The organism is Dactylosporangium sp. CA-052675, assembly GCF_050947935.1.
Taxonomy (GTDB): domain Bacteria; phylum Actinomycetota; class Actinomycetes; order Mycobacteriales; family Micromonosporaceae; genus Dactylosporangium.
Genome location: NZ_CP192010.1, coordinates 5,066,034 through 5,081,998, shown reverse-complemented (window position 1 = coordinate 5,081,998; position 15,965 = coordinate 5,066,034). Strand labels below are relative to the sequence as shown.

The window sequence follows — 15,965 nt, the reverse complement described above, 5'->3', positions numbered from 1 at the left end:
GGGCCCGCAGCGGGATGCCCTCGGCGCGGGCGCGCTGGTGGACGCGTTCGGCCCGGCGCCCCTCGACGGCGACGACACCGCGGCGATGCTCGCCACGGCGATCCGCTGGATCGCGGGGAAGATCGGCGAGCCCGGCGTCGGGGCGGCCTTCGCGGGCGTGTTCACCGACGCCGTCAGCGACCCGCAGCTGCGCGGCATCCTGCGCACGCGGCTGCAGGACCCGTACCGGATCGCGCTGCAGGAGGCCCTCGGCGAGCCCGAGCAGCGGGTGCTGTTCTGCATCGACGTGGTCGTCGGCACGCTGCTGCACCGGATGGGCATGACCGGCGAGCCGATGGTGGACGCCGACGTCGACGCGCTCGTGGCGATGGTGACGCGGGTGTTCTAGATCCAGGCGTCCGCCAGCAGCTCGAACGAGCGCACCCGGTCCGCGGGGTCGTGCGTGATGGTCGTGACGAGCAGTTCGTCCGCGCCGGTGACCCGCCGCAGAGTCTCCAGCCGCTCGGTGACCTGGCCCGGGTCCCCGACGAACCGGGTGTCCAGCCGGTCCCGCACGAGGGCCTGGTCCTCGTCGCTCCACGGCAGCGTGGCGGCCTCGGCCGGGGTCGGGTACGGGATCGCGCCGGTGCCGGTGCGGATGCTGCGGACCCAGTGGCGGTACGGCGAGGCGAGGTGCCGCGCCCGCGCCTCGGTCTCGGCCACGAGCACGTCGGCGGAGACGAGCACGTAGGGCCGGTCGAGCACCGCCGACGGCCGGAACGCGGCCCGGTAGGCCTCCACCGCCTCGAGCACGTTCGACGGCGCCACGTGGTAGTTGGCCGCGAAGGGCAGGCCCCGCTCCCCCGCCACCCGGGCGCTCTCGCCGCCGCTGGAGCCGAGGATCCACAGCTCGGCCTTGGCCCCCTCGCCGGGCGTCGCGTGCACGTCGAGCCCGTCACGCTCGAACGTGCCCGCGATCAGCGACTGGATGTCCGCAACCGTCGAGTCGAACGACGGCGGGGTGGCCCCCGGCTGGCGCAGCAGACCCGCGTACAGCGCGAATCTCGGCGACCCGGCCAGCGCCGCGAAGTCGAACGGCGCCGGGATCAGCAGGCCGTCCACGACGCGGTCGGCGGCCGGGGTGACGGCGCCCGGCCTGCCGCCCGAGCGGCCCAGGCCCAGGTCGAGCCGGCCCGGGTGGACCGCGTCGACGAGGCCGAACTGCTCCACGACCGACACCGCGGTGCTGTAGCCGACCTGGACCGCGCCGGAGCCGACCCGGATGCGGTCGGTCGCGGCGGCGATGAGGCCGATGAGCACGGCCGGGGCCGCACTGGCCACGCCGGCGGCGAAGTGGTGCTCGGCGACCCAGTACCGGTGGTAGCCCAGCGCGTCGGCGCGCCGGGCCACGTCGATCGTGGTGCGCAGCGCGGCTCCGGCGTCGGAGCCGGAGCTGATCGGGGCGAGATCCAGGATGGACAGGGGGACGCTCACGCGGTCACCTCCAGGGCGGGGAACGGTCGGCTGGGGATCTCGCGGCGCAGGACCGGGGCGACCTCGGACTGGAACAGCTCCAGCGAGGCGCGGTGCTGCCGCTCGGTGAGGCCGTCCGCGTCGGCCTGCACGTGCATCACCTCGTGGCCGAGGCGGGCGTGGTAGCGGTGGACCTTGTCGATGATCTGCTGCGGGCTGCCGACGAGGATGGAGCTGCGCTCGATGGCGTCCTCGATGCTCGTGAACACCGGCGGGACGCCGTAGCGCTGGAACGTCTCCAGCCGCGCCTCGAAGATCGGGCGGTAGGCGTCGATCGCCTCCTGTGAGCGCTCGTGCACGTAGAACCCGGCCGACCCGGCGCCGACGAGCGCGGTCGCGGGGTCGTGGCCGTGGAAGGCCAGCCGCTCGCGGTAGTGGTTGACGAGCTCCTCGTACGGCTCGACCGGGTTGGTGACGTTGGCCGAGAACAGCGGGTCGCCGTGCAGCGCGGCCAGCTCCACCGACGCCTTGCTCGTGGCGCTGCCGTGCCAGATGCGGATCGGCTGCTGCAGCGGGCGGGGCAGCACCTCGGCGTCGGTCAGCGGCGGGCGGAACCGGCCCTCCCAGGTGACCCTCTCCTCCCGCCACAGCTTCGTGAACAGCTCGTAGCCCTCGCGGTTGCGGTCCCACTGGTCGTCGGCGGTCACGTGGAACAGCTGGGCCTGCGCCGCGCCGTTGCCCTTGCCGACGATGAGCTCGAGCCGGCCGCCGGAGAGGTTGTCGAGGGTCGCGTAGTCCTCGTAGGCGCGGACCGGGTCGAGCAGGCTCAGCGTGGTGACCGCGGTGAACAGCCGGATGGTGCGGGTGCGGGCCGCGATGTGGCTGAGCACGACCGGCGGCGAGGAGGAGATGAACGGCCGCTCGTGGCGCTCGCCGACGCCGAAGCCGTCGAAGCCCAGCTCCTCGGCGAGCACGGCGTTGTCGACGACCTCGCGCAGCCGTTCGCGCGGAGACTTCCGGCGGTCGTGGACGATCAGGGTGATGGCCAGGAATTTCATGCGCTCAGCCCGAGGTGTTCGCGCAGCGTCGTGGTGGTGTAGTCGCGGCGGAAGACGCCGCGCTCCTGCAGCCGGGGCACGACGGTGTCGACGAACTCGTCGAGTCCGCCGGGCACGATGTGCGGGACGAGGATGAAGCCGTCCGCGGCGTCCTGCTGCACGAAGTCGTTGATCGTCTCCGCGATCTTGGCAGCGGTACCGACGAAGGTCTGCCGCCCCGTGAGCTCGATGACGAGATCGCGGATCCCGAGCCCCTTCTCCTCGGCGATGGCGCGCCACTTCGCCGCGGTCGCCAGCGGGTCGTCGAACATCCGGGCCCGGCCCTTGATGATCGAGTCCTGCTCCGGCACCGGGTCGAACGACGGCAGCGGCCCCTCGGGGTCGTGGTCGCTGAGGTCGGTGTTCCACAGCTGCTCCAGCAGCAGGATCGCCGTCTGCGGGCTGACCTGCTGCCGGCGCACGTGGCGGGCCCGCTCATGCGCGTCGGCCTCGGACGAGCCGAGCACGAAGGTGCTCGCGGGCAGGATCTTCAGCTGCTCGGGGCGCCGGCCGTGCCTGGCCATGCGGCCCTTCACGTCGGCGTAGAAGGCCCGGCCCTCCTCGAGGGTGCCGTGCCGGGAGAAGATGGCGTCGGCGTCGCGGGCCGCGAACTCGCGCCCGGCGTCGGAGTCGCCGGCCTGGATGATGAGCGGGCGCCCCTGCGGGCTGCGCGGGACGTTGAAGTGCCCGTGGATGTCCACGTGCCGGCCGTTGTGCGCGAACGCGCCCGGGTCGGCGTGGCGCGACCAGGTGCCGGCGGCACGGTCGGCGACGATCTCGTCCGCGGCCCAGGTGTCCAGCAGCTCCCGCACGGTCTGCAGGACCTCGGCGGCGCGGCTGTAGCGGTCCTCGCGCTCGAGGTAGCCGCCGCGGCGGAAGTTCTCGCCGGTGAACGCGTCCCAGGAGGTCACGACGTTCCAGCCGGCCCGCCCGCCGGAGAGGTGGTCGAGCGAGGCGAGCTTGCGGGCCAGCTCGTAGGGCTCGTTGAAGGTGGAGTTGACGGTCGCGGTCAGCCCGAGGTGGGTGGTGACCGCGGCCAGCCCGCCGAGCACGGTGACGTTGTCGGGCCGGCCGACGACGTCGAGGTCGTGGATGCGGCCCCGCTGCTCGCGCAGGCGCAGGCCCTCGGCGAGGAAGAAGAAGTCGAACTTGCCGCGCTCGGCGGTCTGCGCGAGGCGGCGGAACGACTCGAACGCGATCTGGCTGCCGGCCGCCGGGTCGCTCCACACGGTGGTGTTGTTGACGCCGGGGAAGTGCGCGGCGAGGATCACCTGCTTGGTCACGCCGAGGCCTCCTGGGGCGCGTAGCGGTTGGCGGCCGCGGGCAGGCCGAGGTGGCCGCGCAGCGTGGTGGACGTGTACTCGGTGCGCAACGCCCCGCGCTCGCGCAGCAGCGGCACGAGGCCGGTGACGATCGCGTCGAGGTCGGCGGGCAGGACGCCGGGGCGCAGCCGGAATCCGTCGAGGCCGGCCGAGCGCCACTCGAGGAGCAGGTCGGCGAGGCCGGCCGCGTCGCCGGTCCAGATGTGGGCGTCGCTGGCGTAGGGCGCGCCGGCGAGCGCGTCGAGCCGGGCCTTGCGCCCGGGGTCGAGGAACACGTTGAGGTCGGCGAAGACGAGCGGGGGCCGGTCGCTGAGCGAGCGGACCTCGCCGGCGATGGCCCGGGCCTGCTCCGCGCTCGCCGGGGTGACGTAGACGACGTCGGCCGCGGCGGCGGCGAACTCGTAGGGCACCCGGGAGTGCGCGAGCGCGGTGACGACCGGCTGGCCCTGGGGCGGCCGGGGCGTGATCGAGGGGCCCTTCACGCTGAAGTGCCCGCCCGTGAAGTCGATGTAGTGCAGCTTGTCCCGGTCGATGAACCGGCCGGTGGCGGCGTCGCGGATGACGGCGTCGTCCTCCCAGCTGTCCCACAGCCGCCGCACGACCTCGACGTGGTCGGCCGCCTCGGCGAAGAGCTCGGCGACGATCGCCCGCACGGGCGGGGAGTCGAGGTCGGCGGTGGCCGGGTCGATCGCCGGGATCGCGCGCCGGCCGAAGTGCTCGGCCTCGCCGGGCCGGGCCGAGACCTGGACCCGCCAGCCGGCCCGGCCGGTGCTGAGGTAGTCGAGGGTGGCCAGCTGGGTGGAGACGTGGAACGGCTCGGTGTGGGTGGTGGTGACCGTCGGGACCAGGCCGATGTGGCTGGTCAGCGGGGCGACGCGGGCGGCGATGAGCAGCGCGTCGAGGCGGCCACGGACCGTGCCGGGGCCCGCGCCGGAGCCGGCCAGGCCCAGGGAGTCCTCGATGGTGACGAAGTCCAGGGTGCCCCGCTCGGCGAGGCGGACCAGGCGCAGCCAGTACTCCGGCGTGAACAGGTCCCCGGTCTCGGCGGACGGGTCGCGCCAGGCCGCCGGGTGCCAGCCGGCCCCGTCGAGCGCGACGGCGAGGTGCAGGTGATCGCTCATGCGAGGGTCCAGTCGGGGTGGGCGAAGGTGGTGAAGTCGGTGGTGTCGCGGAATGCCGGGATCGTGTAGAGGGCGCGGGCGTAGCGCAGCAGGTTCGGATAGCCGGCGAGGCTCGGGCCGAGCCGGGCCAGGTGCACCCACAGGCGGATATCGGCCTCGGTGAGGACACCGCCGACCAGGTACTCGCGCCCGGCCAGCCGCTCGTCGAGCGCGGCCAGCCTCGCGGGCGAGTCGATGGAGACGTCGAGGCTCTCGATCTCCTCGCGCAGCGCCTCCGGGTAGGTCTCCGCCACCGGGTTCGCGAGCCGGCCGAAGCGGGTGGCCAGGTCGATGCCGATGCCCGCGAAGTCGTTGCTGACCACCCGGGCGAGGTGGCGGTCCCAGAGCGTCGGCACGCTCACGTGCCCGTCGAAGCCCTCCTCGGTGGCCTCGTAGGCGTGGCGCAGCAGGGTGAAGCCGTTGACCGGGTCGGGGCCGTAGCGCTCGCGGAACGCCCAGCCGCGCCCGTCGCGCTGGTTGTCCACGTAGGACACCGTCACGGCGTCCTCGAGCCCGGCCAGCGCCCGGGCGATGGTGACGCGCTGTGACCACGGGCAGAACCAGCCCGCGTAGATGTGGTACCGGCCGGGCTGGGGGTCCTCGACCACGTGGCCGGTGAACCGGTACAGCGGGCGGGGGTCGTCGGGGCGGCGGGATATGCGGTACTCGCCGTGGGCCGCGGTGTCGACCGGGCTGGCCAGACGGCTGGAGCGGGGCAGTTTGGACACGGGGACCTCCGTGGATCCGCAAGCAATAGCCGACTAATCCTACATGCAGAGTAGGAATATGGCGAGACCCGCGTGACATGCCCGACACCGACCCCCGTCGAACGTTGACAGTCACGCAGGGTCGCTGCTGCACTGGCCGACACCACCCGAGCCGAACGCCTTGGCGCGCCGGGTCTTCGCCGTCTGAAATCGAGGCATCCCCATGCGTAAATACCTATCGATGCTTGCCGCGGTCGCCCTCCTGGCCGCCGGCTGCGGTGGCGCCGCGTCCGGCGAGCCCGCGGCCGGCGCCGGCGCCCCGGTCACCGGCGGCAGCCTCACCTGGGCCGTGGAGACCGAGCCGGTCACCTTCAACCCGCACCTGTACGCCCAGGCCAAGGCCCGCCTGCTGGTCTGGAACAGCTTCGAGGCGCTGCTCACGCACGACGACCAGGGCGGCTACGTGCCCTGGCTGGCCAAGTCCTACGAGGTGTCGGCCGACGGCAGGGCGTACACCTTCAAGCTCCGCGACGACGTGACCTTCCACGATGGCGAGCACTTCGACGCCGCCGCGGTCAAGGCCAACCTCGACCAGCTCCTCGCGCCCGGGTACGCCCCGGGCGTCACCTCGACGCAGCTGAAGAACTACGCGGGCGCGAAGGTCCTCGACGCCTCCACCATCGAGGTCGACCTCAAGCAGCCCGACGTGCTCATCCTCGACTTCTTCGCCTCCCCGCAGGGCGCGCAGATCTCGCCGAGGTCGCTCAAGAGCCCGGATCTCAAGGCGGGCGGACCGGGCGTGGTCGGCACCGGCCCCTTCATCCTCGACCGCTACAGCAAGGGCCAGGAGGTGCACTACAAGAAGAACCCCGCCTACCACTGGGCGCCGGCGAACGCGGGCCATCAGGGCCCCGCCTACCTCGACGAGGTGACGTACCGCTTCCTCAAGGAGTCCTCGGTGCGCGTCGGCGCCCTGACCTCCGGCCAGGTCAACGTGATCGAGGGCGTCCCCGCCACCGAGCAGGGGCTGGTCAAGGCCGACGCGAGCCTCCAGTTCGCCCAGCACCTCAACAGCGGCACGGCGTACAACTACTACTTCAACCAGGCCAGGGCGCCCTTCGACGACATCGACGTGCGCAAGGCGTTCCGCGACGCCGTCGACGTCGACGGGGTGCTGCGGGGCGTGTACCGCGGCACCGCGACCCGGGCCTGGAGCATCCTGAGCCCGTCCAGCCCGTACTACGACCCGTCGCTGGAGAAGTCCTACGGCAACGACCCGGCCGAGGCCAACCGCCTGCTCGACCGGGCCGGCTGGACGGGGAAGGACGCCGACGGCTTCCGCACCAAGAACGGCAAGCGGCTCACCGTGCGCATCGTGCTCTCCGCGCCGTTCGTGCGGGACAAGCGCGACATCCTGGCCCAGGCCGTGCAGGCCGCGGTCAAGCAGTCCGCCGGCATCGACCTGCAGGTGAAGGTCGTCGACCAGGGCACCGCGACCGACGCGATCAACAAGGGCGAGTTCGAGATCTTCGACAACTCCCGCGCCGACACCGACGCCGGCGCCGCGCTCACCCTCATCGTGCCCAAGGGCGCGCCGATCAACCGGCACGGCTTCACCAGCCCGGACCTCGACGCGCAGGTGGCGGCCGGCTCGGCGACGAGCGACGTGGCCAGGCGCAAGGAGCTCTACACCGGCATCCAGAGGACCCTCACGGACAACGCCACCCTGCTGCCGCTCTACGCCCCGGCCGACCAGATCGCGGCGCAGAAGACCATCGGCGGCATCGGCTTCGAACCCACCGCGGGCGTGCCGGCCGGCGCGTACAACGTGTGGATCGGGAAGTAGGCAACCCATGTGGCGTCCCGTCCTGCGGCGCCTGGGCAGCGCGGTGGTGGTCCTCTGGGCCGCCGCCACCGCCGCCTACCTGGCGCTGCACCTGGCCCCGGGCGACACCGTCGACACGCTCGTCGGCGACGGCCCCGACACCCCGCAGATCCGCGCGCAGATCGCGGCCGACCTCGGCCTGGACCGCTCGGCCGCCGTGCAGTACGTCACCTACCTGTGGCGGCTGCTGCACGGCGACTTCGGCCGCTCCTACGTGCTGCAGCGCCCGGTCGTCGACATCATCGGCAGCCAGGTCTGGCCGACGGTGAAGCTGACGCTGGCGGCCTGCGCGTTCAGCGCGCTCATCGCGGTCGTGGTCGCCCTGGTGAGCACCGGCCGGTCCCGCTGGGTCCGCGGGCTGGTCTCCGCCCTGGAGCTCTCGGTCGTCTCCGCGCCCGGGTTCCTCATCGGCATCCTGCTGCTGAGCGTGTTCTCGTTCCGGCTCGGCTGGTTCCCGGTCTCCGGCGACCGGGACGTCTCCGCGCTCGTGCTGCCCGCGCTGTCGCTCGCCCTGCCCATCGGCGGGCTGCTCAGCCAGGTGCTGCGCGAGGGCCTGGAGCGGGCCCTGGACGAGCCGTTCGCGGTGACCGCCCGGGCCCGGGGGCTGACCCGGCAGGCGCTGCTGTGGCGGCACGCACTGCGCCACGCCCTGCTGCCCGCCGTCACGCTGGCCGGCACGCTGATCGGCTTCCTGCTCAGCGCCGCCGTGGTGGTGGAGCGGGTGTTCGGCCGGCCCGGGCTCGGCCAGGTCGCCACCGACGCGGTCGGCACCAAGGACATCCCGGTGGTCCTCGCGGTCGTGATGCTCTCGGCCGCCATCTACGTCGGGCTGAGCACCGTGGCGGACCTGACGTACCTCGTCGTCGACCCCCGGCTGCGGAAAGGCTGACCATGTCCATCGCCCTGCCCGTCCCCACCACCGGCGCGGCCGCCGCGCCCCGCCGGCCGGCCTGGTGGTGGGCCCCGGCGTTCGCGCTGGCCGTCATCGTGCTCGCCGCGCTGGCGCCCCGGCTGCTCTCCGGCGCCGACCCGCTGGCCGCGGACCCGCTCGCCGCGCTGCGGCCGCCGAGCGCCGAGCACTGGTTCGGCACCGACCAGCTCGGCCGGGACGTGTTCACCCGCACCGTCCACGGCGCCCGCTACTCCCTCGCCATCGGCGCCGCGTCGACCCTGCTCTCGCTGGTCGCGGGCGGGTTGGCGGGCCTGCTGGCCGGGCTCGCGCCGCGCTGGGCCGACGAGGTGCTCAGCCGGGCCCTCGACGTGCTCTCGGCGTTCCCCGAGGTGCTGCTGGCGCTGCTGTTCATCGCCTTCACCGAGCCGGGCACGCCCAGCCTGGTGCTGGCCATCGCGCTGGCGTTCGCGCCCCGCTACGGCCGGATCGTGCGGGCGCAGACGCTGCTGGTGCGCCGCTGCGGCTACGTCGGGCAGGCCGTCACCTTCGGCCTGTCCCGCGCCCGGCTCGTCTGGCGGCACATCCTGCCCAACGTGCTCGGCCCGCTGCCGATCCTGGCCACCATCGGCCTCGGCACCGCGATCGTGAACGCCTCGGCGCTGTCGTTCCTCGGCATGGGGCCGCAGCCGCCGTCGCCGGAGTGGGGCGCGATGCTCTCGGAGAGCCGCAACTACCTGCGCGTCGCGTGGTGGGCGGCGATCCTGCCGGGCGCCGCCCTGACCGTCACCGTCATCTCGCTGACCGCGCTCGGCCGGCGGCTGCAGCGGCGCTTCGAGGGGCGGCACTGATGGCGCCCCTGGTCGAGGTGGACAACCTGCGGGTCACGTTCCCGGGGCCGGTGCACGCGGTGCGGGGCATCAGCTTCACCGTCGAGCGCGGCGAGTGCGTGGCCGTCGTCGGCGAGAGCGGCTCGGGCAAGAGCGTCACCGCCCGGAGCCTCGTCGGGCTGGCCGGGCCGGGCGCGGAGGTGCGGGCCGACGCGCTGCGGCTCGACGGCCGCGACACCACCGGATTCACCGACCGGCAGTGGCGGCGGCTGCGGGGCCGCGTCGCCGGGCTCGTGCTGCAGGACGCGCTCGTCTCCCTCGACCCGCTCAACCCGGTCGGGCGGGAGATCGGCGAGGTGCTGCGCACGCACGGCATCGGCGCGCCGGGCGAACGCGAGGCCCTGGTCGCCGCCCTGCTGGAGGCGGTGCACGTGCCCGAGCCCGCCGAGCGGGCGCGGCAGTACCCGCACCAGCTCTCCGGCGGCCTGCGCCAGCGCGCGCTCATCGCCTCCGCCATCGCCGCCGACCCGCCCCTGCTCATCGCCGACGAGCCGACGACCGCGCTCGACGTCACCGTCCAGGCGCAGCTGCTGCGGCTGCTGGCCGAGCGCCGGGCCGCCGGGTCGGCGCTGCTGCTCGTCAGCCACGACCTGGCCGTGGTGGCCGGCATCGCCGACCGGGTGCTGGTCATGCGCGACGGGGTGATCGTCGAGCAGGGACCGACGGCGCAGGTGCTCACCACGCCCCGGCACGAGTACACCCGGCTGCTCCTGGCCGCCGTGCCCACGGCCGCGTCGAAGGGGCTGCGGCTGAGCAGCACCGAGCGGGAGCCCCTCCCGCCGCGGGCCGTCGGGGCCGGGCGGATCGTGCTGCGGGCCGAAGGACTGCACCACCACTACGGGGACCGGCACGTCGTCGACGACGTCGGCTTCACCCTCGCCCGCGGCGAGACCCTCGGCGTCGTGGGCGAGTCCGGCTCCGGCAAGACCACCCTGGCGCGCATCGCGCTCGGGCTGCTGGAGCCGCAGGCGGGCACCGTGCACCTCGGGGACACGCGGTGGAGCGGGGTGCCGGAGCGCCGGCGGCGGCCGCTGCGCCGGCGGGTGCAGGTGATCGCCCAGGATCCGCGGTCGTCGTTCGATCCGCGGTACACCGTGGAACAGCTCGTCGCGGAGCCCCTGGGGCTGCGCGGTCCGGCCCGCCGGGACCGGGTCGTGGAGCTGCTCGAACGCGTCGGGCTCGGCCCCGCCCACCTGCGCCGCCACCCGCGCGAGCTCTCCGGCGGGCAGCGGCAGCGGGTCGCGATCGCCCGCGCCGTCGGGCCCCGGCCGGACGTGCTGGTCTGCGACGAGCCGGTCTCCGCCCTCGACGTGTCCATCCAGGCCCAGGTCCTCGACCTGCTGGCCGAGCTGCAGGCCGCCGACGGCACCGCCCTGCTGTTCATCTCCCACGACCTCGGGGTCGTGCACCACCTCGCCGACCGGGTGCTCGTCATGCGCGCCGGGCGGGTCGTCGAGCAGGGCCCCGTCGGCTCGGTCTTCGACCGTCCGGTGCACGACTACACCAAGACCCTGCTGGCAGCCGTACCCACTCTCGAACCAGGGGCCGCACGATGACCAAGCACGTTCTGGACAACCCCGCCTGGCACGCCCTGCACGGACCGCACGCGCGCTTCGCCGAGTCCGTCGGCAACGCGGTGCGCTACCACCCCGACGTGGCCCCGTTCCTGACCGTCCACCCCGAGGCCGGCCCGGAGGTGTGGCCGGACGTGGCCGCCCTCGCCGGGCCGGGCGCGGTCATCGCCGTGACCGGGGACGCGCCCGCCCCGCCGCCCTCGTGGGAGGTCGTGGAAAACGCGGGCGGCGTGCAGCTGCTCGACGTCTCCGTCGACGCGCGCCCCGACCCGGAGGCGGTCGTGCTCGGCGCGGCCGACGTGCCCGAGATCCTGGACCTGGTCGCCCGGACGAAGCCCGGCCCCTACCGGCAGCGCACCATCGAGCTCGGCACCTACCTGGGCATCCGGCGCGAGGGGCGGCTGGTCGCGCTGGCCGGCGAGCGGCTGCACCTGGACGGGTGGACGGAGATCTCGGCCGTGTGCACCGATGCCGCGTTCCGGGGCCAGGGCCTCGCCACCCGGCTCGTGCGGGCGGTCGCGCACGGCATCCGGGCGCGGGGCGAGCGGCCCCTGCTGCACGCGGCGGCGACGAACACCGGCGCGATCAGGCTGTACGAGTCGATCGGCTTCGAGCTGCGCCGCCGGACCACGTTCCGGGTCGTGCGGGTGCCCGCGCCGGAGCTCGCGGAGGCGACCGCGTGAGCCTGCTGTTCGCGGCCGAGGTCGACGCGCCCGACCTCGAATCCCTGCAACGGCGCGTGCTGGCGGCTGAGGCCGCCGGGTACGCCTTCGTCACCCTCCCCGACGACCCGCTGCGCGGCGGGATCGAGGCCGGGGTGCGGGCCGCGTTCCTGGCCCGGCGCACCAGCCGGATCGGGCTCGCCCCGGCGCTGCACACCAGCACCACCGAGCCGTTCCACCTCGCCACCCAGCTCGCCAGCCTCGACCACGCGTCGCTGGGCCGGGCCGGCTGGCTCGTCGGGGCCACGAGCGACCCGGCCGCCCTGGCCACCGTCGGGCGCACCGAGGTCGACCCGGGCGAGGTCCGCGACGTCGTCGACGTCGCCCGCGGCCTCTGGGACTCCTGGGAGGACGACGCCGTCATCAGGGACGTGGCCACGGGCCGGTTCCTCGACCCGGCGCGCGTGCACCACGTGCGCTTCGAGGGCGAACGGTTCTCCGTCGTCGGCCCGCTCATCACCCCGCGCCCGCCGCAGGGCCAGGTGGTCGTGATCGGCTCGGCCGCGCTCGGCATCACCGACCGGCTCGACGTCGTCGTCGCGGAGCCGGACCGGCTGCCCGCGCGCGGCGGCCCGCTCGTGTTCGCGTCGGTGCCGGTGTCGTACGACGTCGAACGGCTCCGGGGCGTCGCCGACGGGGTGCTGTTGCGCGACACCGGCGCGGCGCTGCCCCCGGCGCCCAATCCCTCGACCGGCGGCACGCTGCGGGAGGCGCTCGGCCTGCCGCGACCCGAGAACCGCCACGCGCTCGCCCGGAGGCACGCATGACCGGTCCGGAGCAAAACGGAGGTCGCATGACTGGTCCGGAGCGAAGCGGAGGGCGCATGACTGCTCCGGAGCAAAGCGGAGGGCGCATGACTGGTCCGGAGCAAAGCGGAGGGCGCATGACCCGTCGGCTGCACCTCGGCGTCTTCTTCACCGGCGTCGGGCCCAACCTGCTGTGGACCGAGCCGGACTTCGCCGACCACACCCACATCGACACGTTCGTCCACGTCGCCAAGACCCTCGAGCGCGGCCTCTTCGACGCGTTCTTCCTGGGCGAGGGCCTGCGGGTGCGGGAGAACCGCGGGCAGGTCCACGCGCTCGACGTGGCCGGGCGGCCCGACGCCATCACCCAGCTCGCCGCGCTCGCGGCCGAGACGACCCACATCGGGCTCGTGGCGACCCAGAACACCACCTACAACTACCCGGCCGACCTGGCCCGCCGCCTGGCCGGCCTCGACGCCGTCTCCGGCGGCCGGGCCGGCTGGAACATCGTCACCACCGACAACGCCTGGACCGGGGAGAACTTCCGGCACGGCGGCTGGCTGCCGCACGAGCGGCGCTACGAGCGGGCCGGCGCGTTCGTGGAGGCGGCGAAGGCGCTCTGGCGCGGCGAGCGGGTCACGGCCGCCCGGGACATCCTCACGCTCGACGCCGTGGGCGTGGCGCCGCCGAGCCCGCAGGGCCGCCCGGTGCTGTTCCAGGCCGGCGACTCCCCCGGCGGCCGGGAGCTGGCCGCGCGCCACGCCGACGTGGTGTTCTCGGCGAACACGTCCTACGAGAAGGCGGCCGCGTACGCCGCGGATCTGCGCCGGCGCCTCGCCGCGCACGGGCGGGCGCCGGACGCGGTGCGCATCCTGCCGGGCGCCTCCGTCGTGCTCGGTGACACCGCGGCCGAGGCGCGGGACCGGGCCCGCTGGATCAAGCGCGAGCAGACGACCGGCCCGCGGGCGATCGCGTTCCTGGAGCAGTACTGGGGCAAGGACCTCTCCGGCTACGACCCCGACGGCCCGCTGCCGGACATCGACCCCACCGGCGACGAGCTGGACCCGTCGCGCGGCACGATCCCGATCGAGCACCGCACCGGCAAGCTGACCCGGATCGCGGCCTGGCGGGAGCTGGCGGCCGCCCGGAAGCTGTCCATCCGGGACCTTGTCATCGAGGTGAGCCCCGGCCACGACAGCTTCGTCGGCACGCCCGGGCAGGTCGCCGAGGAGTGGGGCCGTTACCTGCGCGACGGCGTGGTGGACGGGTTCAACCTGCTGCCCGAGCGGCTGCCCGGCACCGTCGAGGAGATCGTCGACCGGCTGGTGCCGGAGCTGCAGACCAGGGGGTTGTACCGCACCGAGTACGCCGGCACCACGCTCCGGTCCCACCTATCCCTATCGCTTTAGTAGGACTTCGGCTAGACTTCTCATGACCGGTACACCAGCGGAAAGCAGGGCCGAACCGATGACCGCTCCCGCATTGCTGTCCCCGACCGACCTGCGCCGGGTCTTCGGCGCGTTCCCGACCGGCGTCACCGCGGTCGCCGCCGTCGTCGACGGCATCCCCGTCGGGCTCGCCGCCAGCTCGTTCACGTCGGTCTCCCTCGACCCGCCGCTGGCCTCGGTGTGCATCGCCCGCACCTCGACCACGTGGCCGGTGCTGCGCCGCGCGAGCCGGCTCGGCGTGAGCGTGCTCGCGGCCGACCAGGAGCGCCTGGGCCGGCAGCTGTCCCAGCGCGGCGGCGACCGCTTCGCCGGCGCGACCTGGCGGGCCAGCCGCGACGGCGAGATCCTGCTCGACGGCGCGTGCGCGTGGCTGGACTGCAGCATCCACGAGGAGTACCCGGCCGGCGACCACGACATCGTGCTGCTGCGCATCCACGACCTCGACGCGGATCACTCGGCCGCGCCGCTGGTCTTCCACCGCAGTGGATTCGACCGTTTGCGCAGCTCCGAGACGGGTACGCAGACCTGAGACAGGCCCCGTACCCGGCAAGGAGAGTCGATGTCGACCGACGCCATTGTGCTGCTGAAGGAAGACCACAAGAACGTCAAGCGGCTGTTCAAGGAGTTCCAGGCCGCGCAGGAGGGCCCCGCCGAGGCCAAGGCGAAGATCGTCGAGCAGATCCTGCACGAGCTCACGGTGCACACGTACATCGAGAACGAGGTCATGTACCCCGAGGTCCGCCGGCTGCTGCCCGACCTCGAGGACGACGTGCTGGAGTCCTACGAGGAGCACCACGTCGCCGACGTGCTCTGCTTCGAGCTGGCCACCATGGACGCCGACGACGATCACTTCGACGCCAAGGTCACCGTGCTCATCGAGAACGTGACCCACCACATCGAGGAAGAGGAGCAGGAGTGGTTCCCGAAGGTCCGCGAGGGCCTCGGGCGCAACCAGCTCCAGGAGCTCGGTGCGAAGATGCTGGAGCTCAAGCCGAAGGCGCCGACGAAGCCGACCCAGCCCGCGGCGCTGAAGAAGGCGCTGGACGCCGTCCGCGCGTGATGGTCAACTTCGGGTACACCCTCATGACCGAGCAGAGCGGACCTCGGCAACTCGTCCGCTACGCGGTGCAGGCCGAGGAGATCGGCTTCGACTTCGAGGTCTGCAGCGACCACTACTCGCCGTGGCTGACCGAGCAGGGGCACGCGCCCTACGCCTGGTCGGTCCTCGGCGCCGTCGCCCACGCGACCTCCCGGGTCGAGCTCGCCACCTACGTGACCTGCCCGATCCAGCGGTACCACCCGGCGGTCGTGGCCCAGAAGGCGGCGACGATCCAGCTGCTGTCCGAGGGGCGGTTCATCCTGGGCCTCGGCGCCGGGGAGAACCTCAACGAGCATGTCACCGGGGAGGGCTGGCCGCCGGTCGCCCAGCGCCAGGACATGCTCGAGGAGGCCGTGGCGATCATCCGGGAGCTGCACACCGGGGAGCTCGTCACCTGGGACGGCGACTACTTCCGGGTCGACTCGGCGCGGGTGTGGGACTGCCCGGACGACGGTGTGCCGATCGGGCTGGCCGTCTCCGGCGAACACTCGGTCGAGCGCTTCGCGCCCCTCGGCGACCATCTCATCGCCGTCGAGCCGAAGGCCGAGCTGGTGTCGGGCTGGCACGACGCCCGGCCGTCCGGCTCGCCGAAGTCGCGGGCCATCGGGCAGATCCCGATCTGCTGGGCCCCCGACCGGCAGCAGGCGATCGATCTGGCGCACGAGCAGTTCCGCTGGTTCGGCGGCGGCTGGTTCGTCAACGCGGACCTGCCGACCCCGGCGGGTTTCCAGGCCGCGTCGCAGTTCGTGCGCAAGGACGACGTGGCCGGCTCCATCGCGTGCGGCCCGGACCTCGACGAGCTCGCCGAGAGCGTCAAGCCGTACTGGGAGGCGGGCTTCACCGACATCGCCCTCGTGCAGGTCGGCGACGCCCTGCAGCAGCGCTTCCTCGACGAGGCGGCGGGGCCGCTGCTGGAGCGGCTGCGAACCCTCGCGAAGTGACGAATCGGCTGGGCACCCGGGGCGCACCCGGGT

Annotated in this window: 16 protein-coding genes; 11 read left to right on the top strand and 5 right to left on the bottom strand. The window is 73.7% G+C overall.

Annotated features, from left to right (window positions below; genetic code table 11):
* Positions 1-37: 37 nt before the first annotated feature.
* Entirely contained in the window at positions 38-388 is a 351-nt protein-coding gene (locus ACQP1P_RS23435) for a TetR-like C-terminal domain-containing protein (protein ID WP_433089460.1), read from the top strand.
* On the opposite strand, the gene ACQP1P_RS23430 is transcribed toward ACQP1P_RS23435, so the two are convergent.
* The 5 genes from ACQP1P_RS23430 to ACQP1P_RS23410 are packed head-to-tail and all read right to left on the bottom strand — an operon-like array spanning position 385 to position 5,759.
* Complete coding sequence (locus ACQP1P_RS23430) at positions 385-1,473, bottom strand: LLM class flavin-dependent oxidoreductase (RefSeq protein WP_433089458.1); 1,089 nt, start codon at positions 1,471-1,473, stop codon at positions 385-387. The genes ACQP1P_RS23435 and ACQP1P_RS23430 overlap by 4 nt on opposite strands.
* Entirely contained in the window at positions 1,470-2,510 is a 1,041-nt protein-coding gene (locus ACQP1P_RS23425; protein ID WP_433089456.1) for an LLM class flavin-dependent oxidoreductase, read from the bottom strand. The genes ACQP1P_RS23430 and ACQP1P_RS23425 overlap by 4 nt, the downstream gene beginning before the upstream one ends.
* Entirely contained in the window at positions 2,507-3,832 is a 1,326-nt protein-coding gene (locus tag ACQP1P_RS23420) for an NtaA/DmoA family FMN-dependent monooxygenase (protein ID WP_433089455.1), read from the bottom strand. Before ACQP1P_RS23420 ends, ACQP1P_RS23425 begins: the two co-directional genes overlap by 4 nt.
* Positions 3,829-4,992, bottom strand: a complete 1,164-nt coding sequence (locus ACQP1P_RS23415; protein ID WP_433089453.1) for an LLM class flavin-dependent oxidoreductase — start codon at positions 4,990-4,992, stop codon at positions 3,829-3,831. The genes ACQP1P_RS23420 and ACQP1P_RS23415 overlap by 4 nt, the downstream gene beginning before the upstream one ends.
* Positions 4,989-5,759, bottom strand: coding sequence for a glutathione S-transferase C-terminal domain-containing protein (locus tag ACQP1P_RS23410; protein ID WP_433089451.1), 771 nt, complete (start codon positions 5,757-5,759; stop codon positions 4,989-4,991). Before ACQP1P_RS23410 ends, ACQP1P_RS23415 begins: the two co-directional genes overlap by 4 nt.
* A gap of 202 nt (positions 5,760-5,961) precedes the next feature.
* On the opposite strand from ACQP1P_RS23410, the gene ACQP1P_RS23405 reads away from it, so the two are divergent.
* The 10 genes from ACQP1P_RS23405 (at position 5,962) to ACQP1P_RS23360 (ending at position 15,932) form a co-directional block, all read left to right on the top strand.
* The gene (locus tag ACQP1P_RS23405) at positions 5,962-7,584 is read left to right on the top strand and encodes an ABC transporter substrate-binding protein (RefSeq protein ID WP_433089449.1); all 1,623 of its coding nucleotides are present in this window, start codon (positions 5,962-5,964) and stop codon (positions 7,582-7,584) included.
* A gap of 7 nt (positions 7,585-7,591) precedes the next feature.
* Positions 7,592-8,512: an ABC transporter permease gene (locus ACQP1P_RS23400; protein ID WP_433089448.1), complete on the top strand. Its 921-nt coding sequence runs from the start codon at positions 7,592-7,594 to the stop codon at positions 8,510-8,512.
* Positions 8,513-8,514: 2 nt separating this feature from the next.
* A complete protein-coding gene (locus tag ACQP1P_RS23395) occupies positions 8,515-9,363 on the top strand; it encodes an ABC transporter permease (RefSeq protein ID WP_433089446.1) in 849 nt (282 codons plus the stop codon).
* Positions 9,363-10,958: a dipeptide ABC transporter ATP-binding protein gene (locus ACQP1P_RS23390; protein WP_433089444.1), complete on the top strand. Its 1,596-nt coding sequence runs from the start codon at positions 9,363-9,365 to the stop codon at positions 10,956-10,958. The genes ACQP1P_RS23395 and ACQP1P_RS23390 overlap by 1 nt, the downstream gene beginning before the upstream one ends.
* Positions 10,955-11,659 (top strand): GNAT family N-acetyltransferase, encoded by a 705-nt coding sequence (locus tag ACQP1P_RS23385; RefSeq protein WP_433089442.1) that lies wholly within the window; start codon positions 10,955-10,957, stop codon positions 11,657-11,659. Before ACQP1P_RS23390 ends, ACQP1P_RS23385 begins: the two co-directional genes overlap by 4 nt.
* Positions 11,656-12,465: an LLM class flavin-dependent oxidoreductase gene (locus ACQP1P_RS23380; protein WP_433089440.1), complete on the top strand. Its 810-nt coding sequence runs from the start codon at positions 11,656-11,658 to the stop codon at positions 12,463-12,465. The genes ACQP1P_RS23385 and ACQP1P_RS23380 overlap by 4 nt, the downstream gene beginning before the upstream one ends.
* A gap of 116 nt (positions 12,466-12,581) precedes the next feature.
* On the top strand, positions 12,582-13,853 hold the full coding sequence (locus tag ACQP1P_RS23375) for an LLM class flavin-dependent oxidoreductase (protein WP_433089438.1): 1,272 nt from the start codon (positions 12,582-12,584) through the stop codon (positions 13,851-13,853).
* A gap of 58 nt (positions 13,854-13,911) precedes the next feature.
* Positions 13,912-14,421, top strand: a complete 510-nt coding sequence (locus ACQP1P_RS23370; protein WP_433089436.1) for a flavin reductase family protein — start codon at positions 13,912-13,914, stop codon at positions 14,419-14,421.
* A gap of 30 nt (positions 14,422-14,451) precedes the next feature.
* Entirely contained in the window at positions 14,452-14,952 is a 501-nt protein-coding gene (locus tag ACQP1P_RS23365) for a hemerythrin domain-containing protein (RefSeq protein ID WP_433089435.1), read from the top strand.
* Positions 14,952-15,932: an LLM class F420-dependent oxidoreductase gene (locus ACQP1P_RS23360; protein WP_433090090.1), complete on the top strand. Its 981-nt coding sequence runs from the start codon at positions 14,952-14,954 to the stop codon at positions 15,930-15,932. The genes ACQP1P_RS23365 and ACQP1P_RS23360 overlap by 1 nt, the downstream gene beginning before the upstream one ends.
* The last annotated feature ends 33 nt before the right edge of the window (positions 15,933-15,965 follow it).